This is a genomic window from Roseburia intestinalis L1-82 (assembly GCF_900537995.1).
Taxonomy (GTDB): domain Bacteria; phylum Bacillota; class Clostridia; order Lachnospirales; family Lachnospiraceae; genus Roseburia; species Roseburia intestinalis.
In genome coordinates this window covers 1,493,780-1,513,106 of the sequence record NZ_LR027880.1, presented here as the reverse complement: position 1 = coordinate 1,513,106, position 19,327 = coordinate 1,493,780, and the positions used below count along the sequence as shown (strand labels likewise).

At 44.1% G+C, this 19,327-nt stretch carries 11 protein-coding genes and 1 pseudogene; 2 read left to right on the top strand and 10 right to left on the bottom strand.

Annotation, left to right across the window (positions count from 1 at the left end; translation table 11 throughout):
* Positions 1–56: 56 nt before the first annotated feature.
* The 3 genes from nrdD to RIL182_RS06965 form a co-directional block, all read right to left on the bottom strand.
* Positions 57–2,246, bottom strand: a complete 2,190-nt coding sequence (gene nrdD / locus RIL182_RS06970; protein ID WP_006858828.1) for an anaerobic ribonucleoside-triphosphate reductase — start codon at positions 2,244–2,246, stop codon at positions 57–59.
* Positions 2,247–2,366: 120 nt separating this feature from the next.
* Positions 2,367–2,507, bottom strand: a complete 141-nt coding sequence (locus RIL182_RS21180) for a hypothetical protein (protein ID WP_006858851.1) — start codon at positions 2,505–2,507, stop codon at positions 2,367–2,369.
* Positions 2,500–3,000 (bottom strand): MarR family winged helix-turn-helix transcriptional regulator, encoded by a 501-nt coding sequence (locus RIL182_RS06965; RefSeq protein ID WP_006858829.1) that lies wholly within the window; start codon positions 2,998–3,000, stop codon positions 2,500–2,502. The genes RIL182_RS21180 and RIL182_RS06965 overlap by 8 nt, the downstream gene beginning before the upstream one ends.
* 123 nt (positions 3,001–3,123) lie before the next feature.
* On the opposite strand from RIL182_RS06965, the gene RIL182_RS06960 reads away from it, so the two are divergent.
* Together RIL182_RS06960 and RIL182_RS06955 are read left to right on the top strand one after the other, a co-directional pair.
* Entirely contained in the window at positions 3,124–4,872 is a 1,749-nt protein-coding gene (locus RIL182_RS06960; RefSeq protein WP_006858830.1) for an ABC transporter ATP-binding protein, read from the top strand.
* Positions 4,872–6,800 carry an ABC transporter ATP-binding protein gene (locus RIL182_RS06955; RefSeq protein WP_006858831.1) on the top strand — a complete coding sequence of 643 codons (1,929 nt, stop codon included), beginning with the start codon at positions 4,872–4,874 and terminating at the stop codon, positions 6,798–6,800. The genes RIL182_RS06960 and RIL182_RS06955 overlap by 1 nt, the downstream gene beginning before the upstream one ends.
* A gap of 88 nt (positions 6,801–6,888) precedes the next feature.
* Here the strand turns inward: RIL182_RS06955 and RIL182_RS06950 are convergent, their stop codons facing one another.
* The 7 genes and pseudogenes from RIL182_RS06950 to RIL182_RS06925 all read right to left on the bottom strand — a co-directional run bounded on the left by RIL182_RS06950 (position 6,889) and on the right by RIL182_RS06925 (position 19,220).
* Positions 6,889–7,422: an HD domain-containing protein gene (locus RIL182_RS06950; RefSeq protein ID WP_006858852.1), complete on the bottom strand. Its 534-nt coding sequence runs from the start codon at positions 7,420–7,422 to the stop codon at positions 6,889–6,891.
* 333 nt (positions 7,423–7,755) lie between these two features.
* Entirely contained in the window at positions 7,756–9,186 is a 1,431-nt protein-coding gene (gatB, locus tag RIL182_RS06945) for an Asp-tRNA(Asn)/Glu-tRNA(Gln) amidotransferase subunit GatB (protein ID WP_006858832.1), read from the bottom strand.
* A gap of 21 nt (positions 9,187–9,207) precedes the next feature.
* On the bottom strand, positions 9,208–10,665 hold the full coding sequence (gatA, locus tag RIL182_RS06940) for an Asp-tRNA(Asn)/Glu-tRNA(Gln) amidotransferase subunit GatA (protein ID WP_044999498.1): 1,458 nt from the start codon (positions 10,663–10,665) through the stop codon (positions 9,208–9,210).
* Positions 10,666–10,745: 80 nt separating this feature from the next.
* Complete coding sequence (gatC, locus tag RIL182_RS22145) at positions 10,746–11,054, bottom strand: Asp-tRNA(Asn)/Glu-tRNA(Gln) amidotransferase subunit GatC (RefSeq protein WP_334290637.1); 309 nt, start codon at positions 11,052–11,054, stop codon at positions 10,746–10,748.
* A 204-nt stretch (positions 11,055–11,258) separates the two neighbouring features.
* Positions 11,259–11,582 (bottom strand): annotated as a pseudogene (locus RIL182_RS22140) (GNAT family N-acetyltransferase); the annotation flags it as partial.
* Positions 11,583–11,782: 200 nt separating this feature from the next.
* A complete protein-coding gene (gene aspS / locus RIL182_RS06930) occupies positions 11,783–13,114 on the bottom strand; it encodes an aspartate--tRNA(Asn) ligase (protein WP_006858834.1) in 1,332 nt (443 codons plus the stop codon).
* 535 nt (positions 13,115–13,649) lie between these two features.
* Positions 13,650–19,220, bottom strand: coding sequence for an Ig-like domain-containing protein (locus RIL182_RS06925; RefSeq protein ID WP_006858836.1), 5,571 nt, complete (start codon positions 19,218–19,220; stop codon positions 13,650–13,652).
* Positions 19,221–19,327 lie beyond the last annotated feature (107 nt).

Below are 19,327 nucleotides of genomic sequence, written 5' to 3'. Positions count from 1 at the left end.
CATAAAAAGAACCGCACATCAATGTTGATATACGGTTCTTTTTCACAATATGAATTTTATAAATGAAGCACTCTCTCTTTAATTTCCTGTGTTCTGCCCTGATTCCAGAACTGTGTTCCAATGTAGCCGCAGGTTCTGCGCGCCACGCTCATCTTGTTCTGGTCACGGTTACCGCAGTTCGGGCACTCCCAGACAAGTTTGCCGTCCTTGTCATTGACGATCTTGATCTCTCCGGAATAACCGCATTCCATACAGTAATCGCTCTTGGTATTCAGCTCTGCGTACATAATATTGTCATAAATATACTGCATCACTGCAAGTACAGCGTCAAGATTATTCTGCATATTCGGCACTTCCACATAGCTGATCGCACCTCCCGGAGAAAGCTCCTGGAACTGTGACTCAAACTTCAACTTATCGAATGCACTGATTTCCTCTGTCACATGGACATGATAGCTGTTTGTGATGTAGTTCTTATCCGTCACTCCCGGAATAATGCCAAAACGCTTCTGAAGACATTTCGCGAACTTATAAGTCGTTGATTCCAGTGGTGTTCCGTACAGGCTGAAATCGATATTGTGTTTTTCTTTCCATTCCGTACATGCATCATTTAAACGGCGCATTACTTTTAATGCAAACTCTGTTCCTTCCGGCTCGGTGTGGGAAACCCCCTTCATGTATCTGGTACACTCACAAAGTCCGGCATAGCCAAGAGAAATCGTGGAATAACCGTCATATAAAAGTTTATCGATCGTCTCACCTTTTTTCAGACGTGCCAGTGCACCGTTCTGCCAGAGAATCGGTGCCACATCAGAAGGTGTACCGAGCAGTCTCTTATGACGGATAATCAGAGCCCTGTAACAAAGATCTAACCTTTCATCCAAAAGTTCCCAGAATTTATCCATATCTTTTCCGGAAGAGCATGCGACATCCACGAGATTTAAAGTGACAACTCCCTGGTTAAATCTGCCGTAATACTTCTTACCCGGAACGTAATTTTTTGCATTTGCATAATTTCCTTTTGTGCGGTCAACAGTCAGGAAAGATCTGCATCCCATACAGGTATAACAGTTGCCGTCTTTTAACTTTTTCATGATCTTCTCTGAAATATAGTCCGGAACCATTCTCTTTGCCGTACATTCCGCTGCAAGTTTTGTCAGATACCAGTATTTGGTACCCTCACGGATATTATCTGCCTCTAACACATAGATCAGTTTTGGGAATGCAGGTGTAATGTATACGCCCTGCTCATTCTTTACACCAAGGATTCTCTGATGGAGCATCTCCTCGATCACTGCGGCAAGATCATCGCGAAGCTGGCCTTCCGGTACCTCATCCAAATACATAAATACCGTGATAAACGGTGCCTGTCCGTTTGTCGTCATCAGTGTGATCACCTGATACTGGATCATCTGCACACCACGGTTGATCTCTTCTTTCACACGGATCTCCGCAATTTTATTGACTTTATCCTCAGTCGGTGTCACTCCGATTGCTTCCAGTTCCGTACGGACCTGCTTGCGGTATTTTTCACGGCTGACCTGTACGAACGGTGCCAGATGGGAAAGTGAAATACTCTGTCCGCCATACTGTGAACTTGCGATCTGGGCGATTGCCTGTGTTGCAATGTTACATGCTGTTGAAAAGCTCTTCGGACGGTCGATCATCGTCTCACTGATGACGGTTCCGTTCTGGAGCATATCCTCTAAGTTGACCAGACAGCAGTTGTGCATATGCTGTGCAAAATAATCCGCATCATGAAAATGAATGATTCCCTGCTCATGCGCCTCCACAATATCCGGCGGCAGCAAAAATCTCTTTGTGATATCCTTGCTGACCTCACCTGCCATGTAATCCCTCTGTACACTGTTTACGGTCGGGTTTTTATTTGAATTTTCCTGTTTTACTTCCTCATTATTACACTCTAACAAACTTAAGATCTGTTCATCCGTTGAGTTGGACTTGCGCACCAGTTCCTGTTTGTAACGATATGTAATATAGTTGCGCGCCACATTAAATGCACGCTGATTCATGATCTGGTTCTCCACCATATCCTGAATTTCCTCTACACTTGGGGAACGCTTCATATTTTCACAGGCAACTTCCACATTTTTTGATATCTCGTCAATCTGCTTGTCCGTCAGCTTCTCATAATCAATAACGCTGTTGTTCGCTCTGCGGATCGCCGCCTCGATTTTTTTAATATCAAAGGTATCCTCCATACCGCTTCTTTTAATAATTTTCATTTCCGATCAAATCCCTTTCTGTTCTGACTGATGGCTGCCTGCCATACCCATACGGCCGCATAACCTACGAGTATTTATTATACAATATATTGTGTCTTTGTCAATGCGTTTTGCCAACGGTCAAAAGTCCCATTTTATGGGCACTTTGGCAAAAGCAGATGCCTCAACCCCAGTAAATATGCGGTATTTATTCACTATTACCAAATTTAAGTTGATTTCTTCGTCATTTTTTTCACTTGTATCTGGTTTTTTATTAACCACAACATCTAGTGTTTCTGTTTTTCATGCCGCCACAAAAAGAATTCTTCGGACACTCGACATCCACGTCTAAATTAGAAAGCATCTGGTCTAAATATCTCTTCAGATCCCGTATCTCCCCTTCACTCAGTCCTTTCGCTAAAAGTGCTTCCATATCCCGCATATCCTGCTCTGATCTGTCCACTAAAGCGCGTGCTTTCTCTGTCAGCACCAGCTTTTTTAATCTCGCATCATGCTCCACCGCCTCACGGCGCACAAGCCCTTTCCTCTCCATGACTGCAAGCATATTTGATGCAGTTGCCCTCGATACGGAAAACTCTGTTTCGATATCCTTCTGATAAATATCTTTCCCGTCATGATCCCTCAAAAAGCCAAGCGTCCAGCGCTGCATTCCCGTCAGCGGTTCTTTTTCATTTTCCTGCCTTTTTGCCTCCATCCGCTTGTGGATCTGGTTGTGAAGCAGCCGTATTTTATATCCGATCGTGTCTGTATGCATCGTTTTTCTCCTGCTGAAATAAAATTATTTTTTCATTGACATTCGTTTTTCTATGCCTTATAACTATATTGTTAGCACACTAACAAATAAAAATCAATTATTTTTTGAAAAGGATGTGATGTTATGTTAAAAACTCTGGGAGCCCAGATCAAAGAATTTAAAAAGGATTCTTTCCTCACTCCTGTTTTCATGATCTTAGAAGTGCTCATGGAAACGATCATCCCACTGATGATGGCATCGATCATCGATAACGGCGTAGAGGCCGGGGATATCCACCATATTTACGTCATGGGCGGATGTATGGTCATTGTCGCATGCATTTCCCTGTTTGCAGGAACGATGGGTGGAAAATACGGTGCCCGCGCTTCCGCAGGATTTGCGCGCAACTTACGAAAAGCAATGTATGAAAATATACAGACTTTTTCTTTTTCCAACATTGACAAATTCAGCACCGCAGGTCTTGTCACCCGTCTTACCACCGACGTGACCAACCTGCAGAACGCATATCAGATGCTTTTGCGCATGTGCGTCCGCGCACCGATCTCTTTGATCTGCGCAATGATCATGGCATTTTTCATCAATGCAAGACTTGCTTCGGTTTATCTGATCGCCGTTATCGTACTTGGTATGATCCTCGCAATTATCACTGTGCGTGCACATCATTATTTTATGGAAGTATTTCCAAAATACGATGACTTAAACGCATCCGTGCAGGAAAATGTCTCCGCAATCCGCGTAGTCAAAGCCTATGTCCGCGAGGATTACGAGAAGAAGAAATTTACACAGGCAAGCAAAAATATTTACAACATGTTTGTCAAAGCGGAAGGCGTACTTGCCTTTAACTCTCCGGTCATGCAGATCGTTGTATACAGCTGCATCATTGCATTAAGCTGGCTGGGTGCCAAAATGATCGTCGCAGGTTCCCTTACCACCGGAGAGCTGATGAGCCTTCTTACCTATTGTATGAACATCATGATGAGTCTGATGATGCTCTCCATGGTTTTCGTCATGTTAGCCATGAGTATCGCAAGTGCCGAGCGTATCTGTGAAGTCTTAAATGAAAAGAGTGATATCACAAACCCGGAAAATCCGGTCTATGAGGTTGCCGACGGCAGTGTTACCTTCGACCATGTGACCTTCCGTTACAACAAGACTTCGGATAAACCGATCCTTGATGATGTCAATCTTTCCATCCGCTCCGGGGAAACGATCGGTGTCATCGGCGGCACGGGAAGTTCGAAATCCTCGCTCGTCAACTTAATCAGCCGTCTCTATGACGTCTCAGAGGGCGCAGTCCTTGTCGGCGGCAAAGACGTCCGCTCCTACGACCTGGATACGCTGCGCGACGAGGTTTCCGTGGTACTGCAGAACAACGTGCTCTTCTCGGGAACCATTTACGAAAATCTGCGCTGGGGTGATAAAAATGCGACCGACGAAGAATGCCGCCACGCATGCCGCCTTGCATGCGCAGATGAATTTATCGACCGTTTCCCGGACGGCTACAACACTTACATTGAACAGGGCGGAACCAACGTATCCGGCGGTCAGAAACAGCGTTTATGTATCGCGAGAGCCCTGTTAAAGAAACCGAAAATACTTATTTTAGACGACAGTACCAGTGCTGTCGACACTGCAACCGATGCTAAGATCCGCAAGGCTTTTGCCGAGGAGATCCCGGATACGACAAAATTTATCATTGCGCAGCGAATCTCCTCCGTCCAGAATGCAGACCGCATCATCGTTTTAGATAACGGTGTTGTAAACGGTTTTGGAACCCACGAAGAATTGTTAGCGTCCAATGATATCTACCGCGACGTCTACGAATCACAGACCAGCGGAAGCGGTGATTTTGATGAAGGAGGTGCTGCATAATGGCAGAAAAGAATACCAAACCGGTTCAGGGACCGGGCGGCAGAGGTCCAAAAGGTCCGCGCCCGAAAGTTGAAAATCCGGGAAAATTATTTATGCGTCTGCTCGCCTATATCATGAAAAATTATGCAGTGCACTGTATTCTCGTCGTGATCTGCATCTTCATTACCGTACTCGCCAGTGTACAGGGTACCTGGTTTATGCAGACTCTGATCGACGGCTATATCCTGCCGCTCATCGGTCAGGCAGATCCTGACTTTTCCGGTCTGCTGCACGCTATCATGCGCGTTTCCATTTTCTACCTGATCGGAGCACTTGCTTCCTATATATACACACGCATCATGGTAAATGTTTCCCAGGGTACCTTAAAGAATCTGCGTGATGACATGTTCACCCATATGGAAGAACTTCCGATCCGCTACTTTGACACGCACTATCACGGAGATATCATGTCCACTTATACGAACGATATCGATACACTCCGCCAGATGATCAGCCAGAGTATGCCGCAGTTTTTAAACAGCATCATCACCATTGTCAGCGTATTTGTCAGCATGCTGCTCTTAAATGTTCCCCTGACGATTGTAACACTCCTGATGATCGGTGTCACACTGTTTGCGACTAAAAAGATCGGCGCACTCAGTGCCAAATACTTTATCGCACAGCAGAAAGACATTGCAACGGTCAATGGTTATATCGAAGAAATGATGAATGGCCAGAAGGTTGTTAAAGTCTTTACTCACGAGGAAGAAAGTATTGAAAACTTTAACAGATTAAATGACCAGCTCTTCCATAGCGCAGATAACGCCAACAAATTTGGTAATATTTTAATGCCGGTCAATGCACAGATCGGTAATATCAGCTATGTGCTCTGTGCTTTAGTCGGCGGTGTGCTCGCCTTAAACGGTGTAGGTGGCTTTACTCTTGGAAAACTTGCAAGTTTCCTTACCTATAATAAGAGCTTCAGCCAGCCGGTCAACCAGCTTAGTATGCAGCTCAACAATATTGTCATGGCGCTTGCCGGTTCTGAGCGAATCTTTAAACTGCTCGACGAAGAGCCGGAAGTAGATAACGGTTATGTTACACTCGTCCGCGCCAGAAAAGAAAACGGGCAGATCGTCGAATCCAAAGAGCGCACCGGTATGTGGGCATGGAAACATACCCATCAGGCAGACGGCAGTGTGGATTATATCGAGCTGAAAGGTGACGTAGTCTTTGATGATGTCAATTTCGGTTATAACCCGGATAAGATCGTGCTCCACAATGTAGACCTCTATGCAACACCGGGTCAGAAGATCGCATTTGTCGGAAGTACCGGTGCCGGAAAGACCACGATCACAAACCTGATCAACCGTTTCTACGATATCCAGGATGGTAAGATCCGTTACGATGGCATCAACATCAACAAGATCAAAAAAGATGACCTGCGCCACTCTCTCGGTATCGTACTGCAGGATACACACCTGTTTACCGCAACCGTGATGGAAAACATCCGTTACGGAAAACTTGACGCCACCGATGAAGAAGTCATTGCAGCGGCAAAACTTGCCAACGCCGACACCTTTATCCATCAGCTTCCGGACGGTTACAACACACTTTTAACCGGTGACGGTGCCAACTTAAGTCAGGGACAAAGACAGCTTCTTGCCATTGCGCGTGCTGCGATTGCAGATCCGCCGGTACTGATCCTCGATGAGGCGACCAGTTCGATCGATACCAGAACCGAAAAGATCGTTCAGGACGGTATGGATAAACTGATGGCAGGACGCACCACATTCGTGATCGCCCACCGCCTCTCCACCGTTAAAAACAGTGACTGTATCATCGTATTAGAGCAGGGACGCGTCATTGAGCGCGGTAACCATGACAAACTCATGGAAGAAAAAGGAAAATACTATCAGCTTTACACGGGAAATCTTGCGGAAGGCTAACATTTTGCATGAAAAACGGGCATATATAAAGTGAAAACTTTATATATGCCCGTTTTAGTCTCCATTTTTGGTCAAACTCACAAACATTCTATAATTCTGAACGAATCTGTTTCCTCCACGGCAGAACGATATGCTCCGGCAGGCGTCCTTTCACGGTTTCTGCCCCGGAACAGATCTTATCTGCACAGCATAAGATCCAGCCTTCCATGTATTTTGGCGGAACGATATTTAATGGAAACATATGACATTTTATCATATCCTTCTCTATCTCGTTCAAATCCGGGATATCACGGGCTGCATTCTCACACGCCTTTTTTGCATGATGAAATCCATGCCATTTATGTGATGCATCTTTCTCATGCCAGTCATACAAAAAATAATCATGTAACAGCGCACCGCGAACCAGCGAATGGATATCCACCGGCGCATTCATTTTCAGTGCCAGATAATAGCTGAAATATGCAACCGACACACTGTGGCGGAACACGCTGGTGTCACCGTGCTGCATATAGCGGTGTGACTCTAACAGACGGGACTGCCTGCAGAGTTCCTCTAAGGTGTCATAAAAGTATTTTTCCTGCTCGTCGGATAAATGATAGGTCATTTTGCTCCTTCTTTCCATGCTATTCAATAAAACAGTTACCTGGGCGAAACTCTGCTTTAGGCTGTGAACGTTGTGGGAAATTGACAGCTGAAACGAAAGCACGCTCTCGCTGCGTGTCGCTCGTAGCGGATACTAAGTGACCAAAATACAGTCACTAAGTACCGACGGCTCCCCAGCACTTTCTTTTTCATCTGTCAATTTTCCACAACATCGCCAGTTCATGAATGAGTTTCGCAATTATCTTAGTATATGCACGCATAAACAAGATTGTCAAGCTATCGCAAAAATATGAGGACTTTTTTTCAGTCCTCATATTTTTATACACATGATGTTGGTATCAAATATAATACCTTACAGTAACTCTTTTAATATCTGGTTCACAAGCGCCGGGTTTGCTTTTCCTTTCATGGCTTTCATGGTCTGTCCGACTAAGAATCCGATTGCCTTTTCTTTGCCGTTATGGTAATCCTCAACCGACTGTGGATTTTCTGCTAATATTTTCTGTACTGTCTCACGGAGTGCACCCTCGTCGTTGACTGTCTTTAAGCCTTTCTCTTCAACATATTTTTCCGGATCAATGTCATCTTTAAAGATCAGTTCGAATACTTCCTTTGCGACCGTGTTTGTAATGGAACCGGAATCGGCAAGATTGATCAGTTTTGCAAGATTGACCGGAGAAAAACGGATGTCTTCCGGATCCATGTTGTTTTCCTTTAACAGACGCATAGTTTCGACCATGATCCAGTTGGACACTTTTTTCGGTTTGCCGCAAAGCTCGGTTGCCGCCTCAAACAGGTCTGCAAATTTTTTGTGTCCTGTGATGATCTCGGCATCGTATTTTGGAAGATCAAACTCTCTCTGGTAACGCTCTAATTTTTCCGTGCGCAGTTCCGGCTGGTTTGCCTTTACTTTTGCGATCCACTCATCGCTGATCACGATCGGGACGAGATCCGGCTCCGGGAAATAACGGTAATCCTGTGCATCCTCTTTGGAACGCATTGCATGGGAAGATTCCTTATTGTCATCCCAGCGGCGTGTCTCCTGCACGATCTTCTTTCCGGCTTCAAGCAGTTCGATCTGACGTGCACGCTCTCCCTCGATAGCTCTTGCGATCGCTTTAAAGGAGTTTAAGTTTTTCATCTCGGTACGGGTTCCAAACTTCTTTGCGCCGGCTTCACGGACGGACAGGTTGACATCGGCACGCATGGAACCTTCGTTTAATTTACAGTCAGATGCTCCCAGATACTGGATGATCATGCGCAGCTTTTCAAGATATGCGATAACCTCCTCCGCGGAACGCATATCAGGCTCGGATACGATCTCAATCAGCGGTACACCGGAACGGTTGTAATCTACGATGGAGACATCCTCCCACTCGTCATGCACCAGTTTTCCGGCATCCTCTTCCATATGGATCTCATGGATACCAATAATCTTCTTTCCGGCTGCTGTCTCGATCTCGACACCACCGTTTCTGCAGATGGGCAGATATAACTGGGAGATCTGGTAGTTCTGCGGGTTATCCGGGTAAAAATAGTTTTTACGGTCAAATTTACAGTACTGGGTAATACTGCAGTTTGTGGCAATTCCCACTGCCATCGCATATTCCACCACCTGACGGTTCAACACCGGAAGGGAACCCGGCATACCGGTACAGACCGGACAGGTATGTGTGTTTGGTGCACCGCCGAATGCCGTGGAACAGCCGCAGAAGATTTTTGTTTTCGTTGCTAACTCAACATGGACCTCAAGTCCAATGACAGTTTCATATATTTTACTCATGTCTATTCCTCCATTTTCGGACTATGCAAGCGGGCTGTGCTCATAGGTTCTTGTCTGTTCAAATGCATATGCCGCGCGGATGATCTTCTTCTCTTCAAAACAGTTTCCAATAAGCTGTAACCCGATCGGCAGACCGTTTTTATCTTTGCCGCACGGCAGTGAAATTCCCGGTAAGCCGGCAAGATTTACGGAAATCGTGTAAATATCTCCTAAATACATCTTGATTGGATCACTTAAGGACTGTCCCAGTTTTGGTGCAGTGGTCGGTGCCGCCGGTCCTAAAATGACATCATATTTTTCAAATGCCTTATCAAATGCCTGTTTGATCAACGCCTTGGTGCGGAGTGCTTTCAGATAATATGCATCATAATAACCGCTGCTCAGCACGAAAGAGCCAAGCATGATACGGCGTTTTACCTCCGACCCGAATCCTTCAGAACGGGATTTTTTGTACATGTTGTGAAGTCCCTCATATTCTTTGGTGCGGTAACCATATTTGACACCGTCAAATCTTGCCAGGTTGGAACTTGCCTCTGCACAGGCGATAACATAATATGCAGGGATCGCATATTCTACCAGACTTAAGTCAAACTCTTCCACGATGGCGCCCTTTTTCTTTAATTCCTCTGCTGCCTGTAAAACTGCTGCTTTTACTTCCGGATCTAAACCCTCCCCGAAATAATCACGCGGAATACCGATCTTCATTCCTGCAACATCATCCACCAGTGCACTGGTAAAATCGTAATCTTCTCTTTTTACAGAAGTGGAGTCCTTCGTATCATAAGAAGCGATCGCCTCTAATATCGTGGCACAGTCTGTCACATCTTTTGCGACCGGTCCGATCTGGTCTAAGGATGAACCGTAAGCGATCAGTCCGTAACGTGATACCGTTCCGTAGGTCGGCTTGATTCCGGTCACGCCGCAGAAGGAACTCGGCTGACGGATGGAACCGCCGGTATCTGATCCAAGTGCAAAGACACATTCCTCTGCTGCAACCGCCGCACAGGAGCCACCCGAAGAACCTCCCGGCACATGCTCTGTGTTCCACGGATTTTTTGTCTCGCCATAAGCGGATGTCTCTGTCGTGCTTCCCATGGCAAACTCATCCATGTTGGTCTTTCCTAAAATAACTGCCCCTGCTTTTTCCAGATTTAAAACTGCCTCCGCCGTGTAGGTCGGAATAAAGTTATATAAAATCTTAGAAGAACAGGTGGTAAGCAGATCTTTCGTACACATATTGTCTTTGATGGCAACCGGTACACCTGCAAGCGGCCCCGTCAGTGTGCCGTCATCAATCTGTTTCTGTACTTCCTTTGCGCGTTTCAGTGCTCCCTCTCTATCTACTGTCACAAAGCTGTTTACGAGTTTTTCTTTTTTCTCAATCGCGTCAAGCGCCGCCGTAACAGCTTCCTCTACTGAGATTTCTTTTGCTTTTATTCTTTTGCCGAGTTCCACGGCAGTCAAACTCATAATATTCATATAAATCTCCATTCCTGCTCCTGCTTTTTATCCGAACATTTTCTTTGCCTGCTGCACAAAATGTTCTTTGAGCAATCTGATTAATCTCCAATTGTCTTTGGCACTTTAAATCCACCGTCTTTCTGTGCCGGTGCATTCGAAAGCGTCTCTTTGCTGCCGTCTCCGTTTGTCACTACATCTTCCCGGAATACATTGTTTACCGGGAACACATGTGACATCGGCTCCACTCCTGTGGTGTCAAGTTCATTTAATTTATCAATATAGTTGAGCATTTCTTCCATATCTTTCTTTGCATGCTCTTTCTCTTCCTCATTCAGCTCTAATTTTGCAAGGATTCCGACATACTCGATCGTCTCGTCTGAGATCTCATTTTTGCGTCCTGTTTTAATGACTTTCGGTTCTTCCTCTTCGATCTCCGGTTCTAGGGTTTCCTCCGGCTCTTCAACAACAACCGGTCCAACAACCAGACCATAGCAGGCAACATCCCCTGCCCCGGAGTTGTTCCACTCTGCCTGGATCGCAGTTCCTTCATATTTTAATCCACATTTTTCCATCACTTTCGCAGAGTATGGATTTCTGGTATCACATCTCGCCTGGATCCTGCGTGCGCCGACTTCATTGGTCAGGTATTCCACAACGGCTGAAAGCGCCTCGGACATGATTCCCTTATGCCAGTAATCGCAGCTTAAACAATAGCCGACTTCCATGGACTGTACTTTTTCATTGACCATCACCACACCGATGCTGCCGATTGCCTCACCGATCTCTTTTAATTCGATACACCATTCATATTTTTCCGGTTTCTCATAGGCGGCAATCCAGCCTTTCAAAATACCTTTTGTCTCCTCTTCGCTCTCGTGTGCCGGCCACAGCAGATATCTTGTCACTTCCGGATCCGATGCCCAGTTGCGGTACATCGGTTCTGCATCGGAAAGTGTAAATCGTCTTAAAACAAGACGTCTTGTTTCGATTGTTTTTGTTCCCAAATGTTTCACGGCTGTTCTCCTTTTTCATTCATATGATCCCTGTTTGCAAAACTCAATTTACATTCAATTTTGAACCTGATATGGATCTAAAATTATTTTGTTTTGGATTCTTTGCATCTGTTCTAACCTGATTACGGCTCTAATCTGCTTAAATCACGAGGGAATAAAGTGGTTTCACGAACATTGTCCTCACCGACTAATTTCATGGTCAGACGCTCTAAACCGATTCCAAGTCCACCATGTGGCGGCATGCCATGTTTGAATACGGATAAATACTGTTCCATTCCCTCAGACTCCATACCACGCTTTTCGATTTTTTCCATCAGTTTGTTGTAATCGTGGATACGCTGTCCACCGGTCGTGATCTCAAGTCCCTGATATAAGAGGTCAAAACTTAAGGTATAAGTCGGATCTGCCGGATCGTCCATCGCGTAAAACGGACGTTTCTTGGATGGATAATGTGTAACAAATACGAAATCCGCATCATACTCTTCTTTGAAATACTGTCCGATGAGTGCTTCCTCCTCCGGCTCAAGATCGTATGGGTTTCTGATCTGGCGGTGATATTTTTCTGCCACTTTTTCTTTTGCTTCATCGAAACGCACGGTCGGAATTTTGTCGACGTTCGGCAGTGTGACGCCTAATAACCGAAGTTCCTCTGCATAATCTTTTTTGAGCAGTGCGATCATATACTGCAAAAATCCGGTCTCCATCGCCATGATATCTTCAAATCCATCAATATATCCCATCTCAAAATCAAGGCTGGTGTACTCGTTCAAGTGACGTTTGGTATTATGTTTTTCTGCACGGAATACCGGCGCCGTCTCAAATACCCGGTCAAATACGCCGACCATCATCTGTTTGTAAAACTGAGGACTCTGCTGTAAAACTGCCGGTCTGTGAAAATATTCCAACCGGAACAGGTTTGCCCCGCCCTCTGCACTTTTTGCACCGATCTTTGGTGTATGGATCTCTGTAAACCCCTGACTGTATAAGAAATCACGAAATCCCCGTACCACACCTTCCTGAATACGGAATTTTGCACGCTCCCTGATATTTCGAAGGGCGATCGCACGGTTGTTTAAATTCGCCTCCAAGGAGGTATTTAATTTCCATTTTGAGATTGCAAGCGGCATCGGTGCAGCCGGTTCGGACAATACCTTGATTTTATCCAGACGGATCTCAAATCCGTGTGGTGCACGTTCCTCCGGTTTTACGGTTCCCTCCACCTCAATCGTTGCTGCCTCTTTTAAATCTTTTAAGTCAAACTGTGTTTTTCCTTCTTCGTAAACACACTGGAGCAGTCCTTCTCTCTTTCTTAAGACGATAAATGCAACTTCACCCATATCACGGATGGTATGCACTGCTCCGTTTACTTTTACACTTTTTCCCTCATAGCTGCCGGTCAGTAAATCACCGATCTCTAAGGTTTCCTTTTTGTTTACACCTGTCATGAATTCCATATTCTGTACACTCCTTTAGATATGATAAGGTGCGGGACGGGAACCTTTTTGAAAAACAAAACTCTGTCTTTCAGATTTTCAACAAATAATAGAATGCACGCTCCGCGAACATTCTATTATCATGAATACAAAAAACCCCGGAAAAGCATATGCTTTTCCGGGGCGAAATCTCTTAGTATCCCGCGGTACCACCCGCATTGAAAAATGATGTCGTTCTCATCATCTTTCCGCTCTCTGTGCTTAACGCGCACCCACGTACTGACCTACTTTCGATCCACTGCCGCTGTTTTTAAGATCAACCGCTCGTGCAAATTCCTGTTCAATCAGTCTGCTCCAGAGTGTTCCCTTGACCTTCTCTTTCAAACAGCGCTCTCAGTCGGTGACGCTGTATTCCTGTCGACGTCTGAAGATCAGAGTCTCTTTCATCGCTTTACTGTTTTAACGTTGTAACATTTATACCACATAGATTTCTTCTTTGCAATATTTTTTTGCAACTTTTTTTGTTTTATGCTGCATTTTTATTGATGCACCAACATTATTTTACAGTAATTTTGCAGGTTGCTTTCTTTCCACTTGCAGTTTTTACAGTAATCGTGGCTGTTCCTTTTTTCAGCGCCTTTACTTTACCATTCTTATCAACTGTTGCCACTTTTTTGTTGGAACTCGTCCAGGTAAGTTTATCTGTTGAGGAAGAAGGTGTCATAGTCGCTTTTAAGGTCAGAGTCCTGCCCTTTGCAACAGTCGCCTTGGTTTTGTTTAATTTTACCTTGGTTGCCGGTACTTTTACCGTCACTTTACAGGTTGCTTTCTTTCCACCTGATGTCTTTGCGGTAATCGTTACAGTACCTTTCTTTACAGCCGTTACAACACCATTTTTATCGACTGTAGCTACTTTCTTGTTAGAACTGCTCCATGTCACTTTGTCCGTTGCATTCTTATCAAGAGTAGCTTTCAGCTGTTTTGTTGCATTTTGCTTTAATGTCAGTTTCTTTGCACTCAGTTTAATACCTGCTGACTTCTTATTACTCTTTACAACGGTCACTTTACAGGTTGCTTTCTTTCCACTTGTTGTTTTAACTGTAATCGTAGCTGTTCCTGTTTTGACTCCTTTGATCTTACCGCTCTTTGTTACTGTCACTACCTTTTTGTTTGATGTAGACCATGTAAGTTTATCTGTCGCTGTCTTCGGAAATACAGATGCTGTCAGTTTTACGGAACTTCCCTTTTTGATACTCATCGCCGGTGTCAGATATACTTTGGTTGCCGGATCTGTAACCGTGATCTTACAGGTTGCCTTTAAACCATTCTTTGTGGTAGCTGTAATTGTAGCGGTTCCTGCTTTCTTTGCAGTTACTTTTCCGTTTGCATCTACTTTTACAACAGAGGATTTGGAAGATTTCCATTTCACGGCTTTATCCGTACAATCCTTCGGAGTGACTGTTGCCTTTAAGGTATATGTTTTTCCTTTTTTCAGGCTGAGTTTTGTCTTGTTTAATTTGATCTTCGCTGCCTGTACCTGATCTCCTACAGTTACTTTACATTCTGATGTAAACAGTCCGTCTTTTGTTGTCACGGTAATTGTTGCAGTTCCTTTGGCATTTGCAGTTACATTACCATCTTTGTCAACTGAAGCAACTGTTTTGTCAGAAGTCTTGTATTTTACTGCTGTGTTTGTTGCATTCTGCGGTGCTACTACTACATTTTTAGAAATTTTTGCTGTTTTACCTTTCTGTAAGGTGATCTCTGTCTTTTTCAGTGAAACTCCTGTTACTTTGACTGCACGTTCTTCTGCCTTAATCTTATATGTAGGATCAAAACCAGGTTTTAAGTTTTCTTCATCCACAGAAACCTGTTTTACATGACACTTGTCTGTTAAGATCACACCATTGTATGCCGGAACAGTTACCGTCACGCTGCCTCCTGCAGCACTGTAACTATTACCTGCGATCACATCTGCAAGTTCTGCTGCATTAATTCCAAGTTCTGCAACATTTACTGTCACAGACTTGTCTGCTGCACTGTTGTTCATCAAAACAAGCATGATATCCGAATCATCACTTCTGACATAGCCTAAAATTTCTTTATCTGTGCCATATACCGGCTCTACGGAGCCTGTTCTCAATGCACTGTAACTGCTTCTTATTGCAGCAAGTTTTGCATACCATTTTACCAGATTCTCATTTCCTTCGCCCCAGATCATCGCACGGCGGTCATCTGGATCATCTGCACCTACCATGCCAAGCTCATCACCATAGTAGATCGTCGGTGCACCTGCATAGGTAAACTGCATTAACGCAACTAAATACTGTTTCTGTTTTGCTGCATCTGAAGTATTCTCGTAAGTCGGGAATGCCTCTGCAATTTCTTTCTGTTTTCTATCGTCATCAATACCATCTAAGTAAGATAACAAACGTGTTGTATCATGAGAATCAACAAGGTTCATCATTGCATAAAATGCTTCTTTCGGATAACGCTCTCTCAAACGCTCTAAAGTATTTAATGCATCTGCGGAATTCCCGCCCTTTGCATAAGCGATCGCTGCTCCACGGAACATATAGTTCATAACGGAATCATACATGTCACCCATCAGATATTTTACCGCATCCGTCCAGATTTCTCCGATGATCACGTTATCACTGTCAAGTGCCTTCACGGATTTACGGAAGTGCTGCCAGGTCTCATCCGATACTTCATTGGCAACATCGAGTCTCCATCCGTCCATTCCTTTTGACAGCCAGTACTGTGTTACACTGTTATCTGCGGTCTTACTTGTCTCATTTTTTCCGATTACTTCTTCTGCCCAGGTACCGGTCTGATATTCGGAACCGTTCGTTGCCTTGATGATCGGCATGGAGTCATAACCCCACCATCCATCATAACCATATACTGGTTTTCCGGCACGAAGTCCTACGGAATCACATACTTCATCGTCATTGTCATCTTTTAAAGTTGTATCGGAAAATACATCAAACCATTCTGTATAGTCATAGTTTGTAATTCCATACTCTGCCGTAAAATATTCTTTTGCCTGTTTTTCTGCTTCCTCTTTGGAAATCTTTTTCTCGCTCATGGCATCGTATACATATGCCCAGTAAGGATAAGCTCCGATCGTATCGGTTCCATCTTCCAGATACTCATAGTAACGGTCAAAATAAACAGAATCATCCGATACATGATTGAATACACCATCCAATACAACATGCATATTATTCGCTTCTGCCACACTGACGAGTTCCTCAAAATCTCCGAGGGTTCCAAGGATCGGATCAATGTTTTTATAATCACTTGTATCGTATCTGTGGCTGGAAATGGACTCAAATACCGGGTTTAAGTAGATCACGGTAACACCAAGTGCTTTTAAGTAGTCGATCCGTTTTGTAATACCCTTTAAATCTCCACCATAGATCTCATTGCTCCAGTTTCCATCGCCCTTATATGCGTAAGTCGGATAGGTATCCGGATGTAATGTGATCTGCTCCGGGTTCTCCGGTAAAATATACCAGTCATTCATATATTCATACTGCACCGAACCTCTTGCATCCGAAGTGATGGTATCGTTTGTCACATTGCCATTATAGAAACGATCCGGGAAGATCTGGTAGATCACTGCATTTTTCATCCAGTCCGGTGTCTTATAACCTGACTGATATACGATCTGATCATACGGTAACAGGCTTAATAAATCTGTTGCCATACCGGTTCCGTAATATCCGTCATCATCGCCATACATTACCACTGCCGTCTCATTATATACTGCAAAGAAATACTGGTATTCTCCAAGTCTGTCATAGCTTGTAGTAACAGACCATCTCTGTTTTCCATCTTCCGCACCCGCTGTTTTTTTCATGGAAAGTGTTTTCTTTTCCACACCTTTTACAACCAGTTTGACTGCAGTAACATCATCTCCGGTATCGATGGAGTAGGTAACTTCCTCTCCGGTTGCCACCGCACCGTATACTGATTTGTAAGCTGTATCCTTAGAATCAAATACAAGTTTGTTTGTTGCAACTTCTTTGTCAGAAGCATTCGAATAATAAATGCCTGATTCCGGATCATAATAGAATGTAACATCCTTTGTGGTATCTACCGTATATGGATCCATTTCAACAGTCTCATCCTCTGATACGATCTTCGTATCGGAATAAGTACCAGCTTCCATGTTTTCCACAGTTGCGCTGTAAATTCCGGTCAATCTGCTGTCAGAAAATCTTGTATCTGCCAGAATTCCTGTTCCCTGCAATAACAGGCTTGCCCCAAATTTATAATCAATACTGCATTTTGAATAATGGCTGAAGTCCGAATAATAAATCGTAACATCCTGAGGTTCTGTCACGGTAACTGCAATGTTAGATCCGCTTATAACACCGCCTGCTCCATAGTTTTCGCTCCAGTCACCCAGCGCAATCTTGTACTCGTAATTTGCCGCCGGAACATTTTTAAATGTATAGGAATATAACCCCTCTCCCATGTATGTCATTATATTTGATGCTGCATCCCAGCTTTTTCCAGGAAATGTACCCGGTATACAGACCATTCTGCCGGTAAATTTATCCCTGGTATAAGAAAGATAAGTATCTTTTCCAACTGTAACACCAGCGGATGTTTCAATGTCTTTTTTTACACCATCTACTTCGATGTAATATACGATGTCCAATGCATCATCTCCAAGGAAAATCGCATCCGTGGTATATGCATTTGCAACACTTTTATCTGCTGTCATGGTAACCGTCTTTAATGCAGAAGTTCCTTTTTCCTCCACCTCTGATTTTTTACCATAAACAACCTTTACTTTATCTTTTACGTTTTCTGCAACAGCCGTGAATGTGGTAGTTCCATCTGCATTGTCGACTGCCTGGTCCGATACCTCTTTTGTGGAAGCAAGTGTAATTGTTCCATCTTTATCCATGTACCAGTTCCAGGTGCCGTCTTTCTGGATATAATATACATCGGTTGGCGTTTCTGCTACAAATTTATCCAACAGTTTGTCGTAAGTATTGTCACCTGTTTTTGTATCATCCGCATTATCTGCATCTACAAACTGAAAGCCTCCGAATGTTCCTTTGACAGTGAGTTTGTAAAATCCATTCTCTTCTGCTGTGAAAAGATCTCCTTTAACACCCCATCCTGTAATCGTTTCCTGACCTTTTGTATCAGTGATGGTCAATTTGTCATTCCAATGCTGCATTGCAGGTTTTGACCATTTCGTTTCCGGTTTGATATGCATGGTAAGATAAACAAGTTCCGGCTCTTTTAACGCTTCTGTGCCTGCTGCATCTAAATACCAGCCCCAGTTGCCATCTTTACAGATATAATAAAGATCTGTCGGTGTTTCATCTGTGTATGCTTTCATGGTGCTGACAAATCCCTGTCCTGCTGTGTTCTTTGACGGATCTGCATAATCTAAAAACTGGAATCCTGTAAAATTACCGTTTAATGTTACACTGTAAAATTTTCCGTCTTTATCCGCTGTCAGAAGCTGTCCTACTGCGTCTTCCCAACCTGTAATCTCCTGGTTTTTTTCCGTTGCACCAGATACGATTGTGTTATCATCTCCCCAGAACTGAAGTGCAGGCGTTTTGTACTTTGCAGAACTGTTATCCATGTGCAGTGTCAGGTTCATTGCTCCTTCCACAGCTTTCACTTCCTGCTCTGTTTCCGTTTCTTCTGTTTCCTCGGATAATTCAGTCTCATCTTCCGTTGTTTCTGTTACAGGTGCCTCTGTTTCTGCATCTTGGGTCTCTGCTTCTGTTACTGCTGCTTCCGCATCCTCTGTTTCTGCATCTTCGTTCTCTGCTTCTGCATCTTGGGTCTCTGTTTCCGGCTCTTTCGTTTCCTGACTCTGACTTGTATCAGTTTCTTCTTGTACCGCGGTATCTGCTTTCGTCCCTGTTTCCCCGGTTTTTTCTGTCACAGCATTTTTTGTTTCTTCCACACGATCTGCATCGCTGGATTCTTCATGTACCGTTTCTTCTGTCCCCGTTTCAAGCTCCGCCGCCGCTGCAGATATGGCTCCCGGCGTCTCTGGTAACGTTACCAGCATACCTAAAATTAAAAGCCAGCTAAGTGATTTCTTAGCGGCCTTCTGTAAAATCTTTTTGTTTCTCATTTTTCAAAGTCCCCCATTTTAGATTTTCAATCATACCCCAGTTTGCCGGATAAGATCATTAACCGGTCTTATACATGTCCCTCTCCCCCCTCTTTCAAATTTTCGTA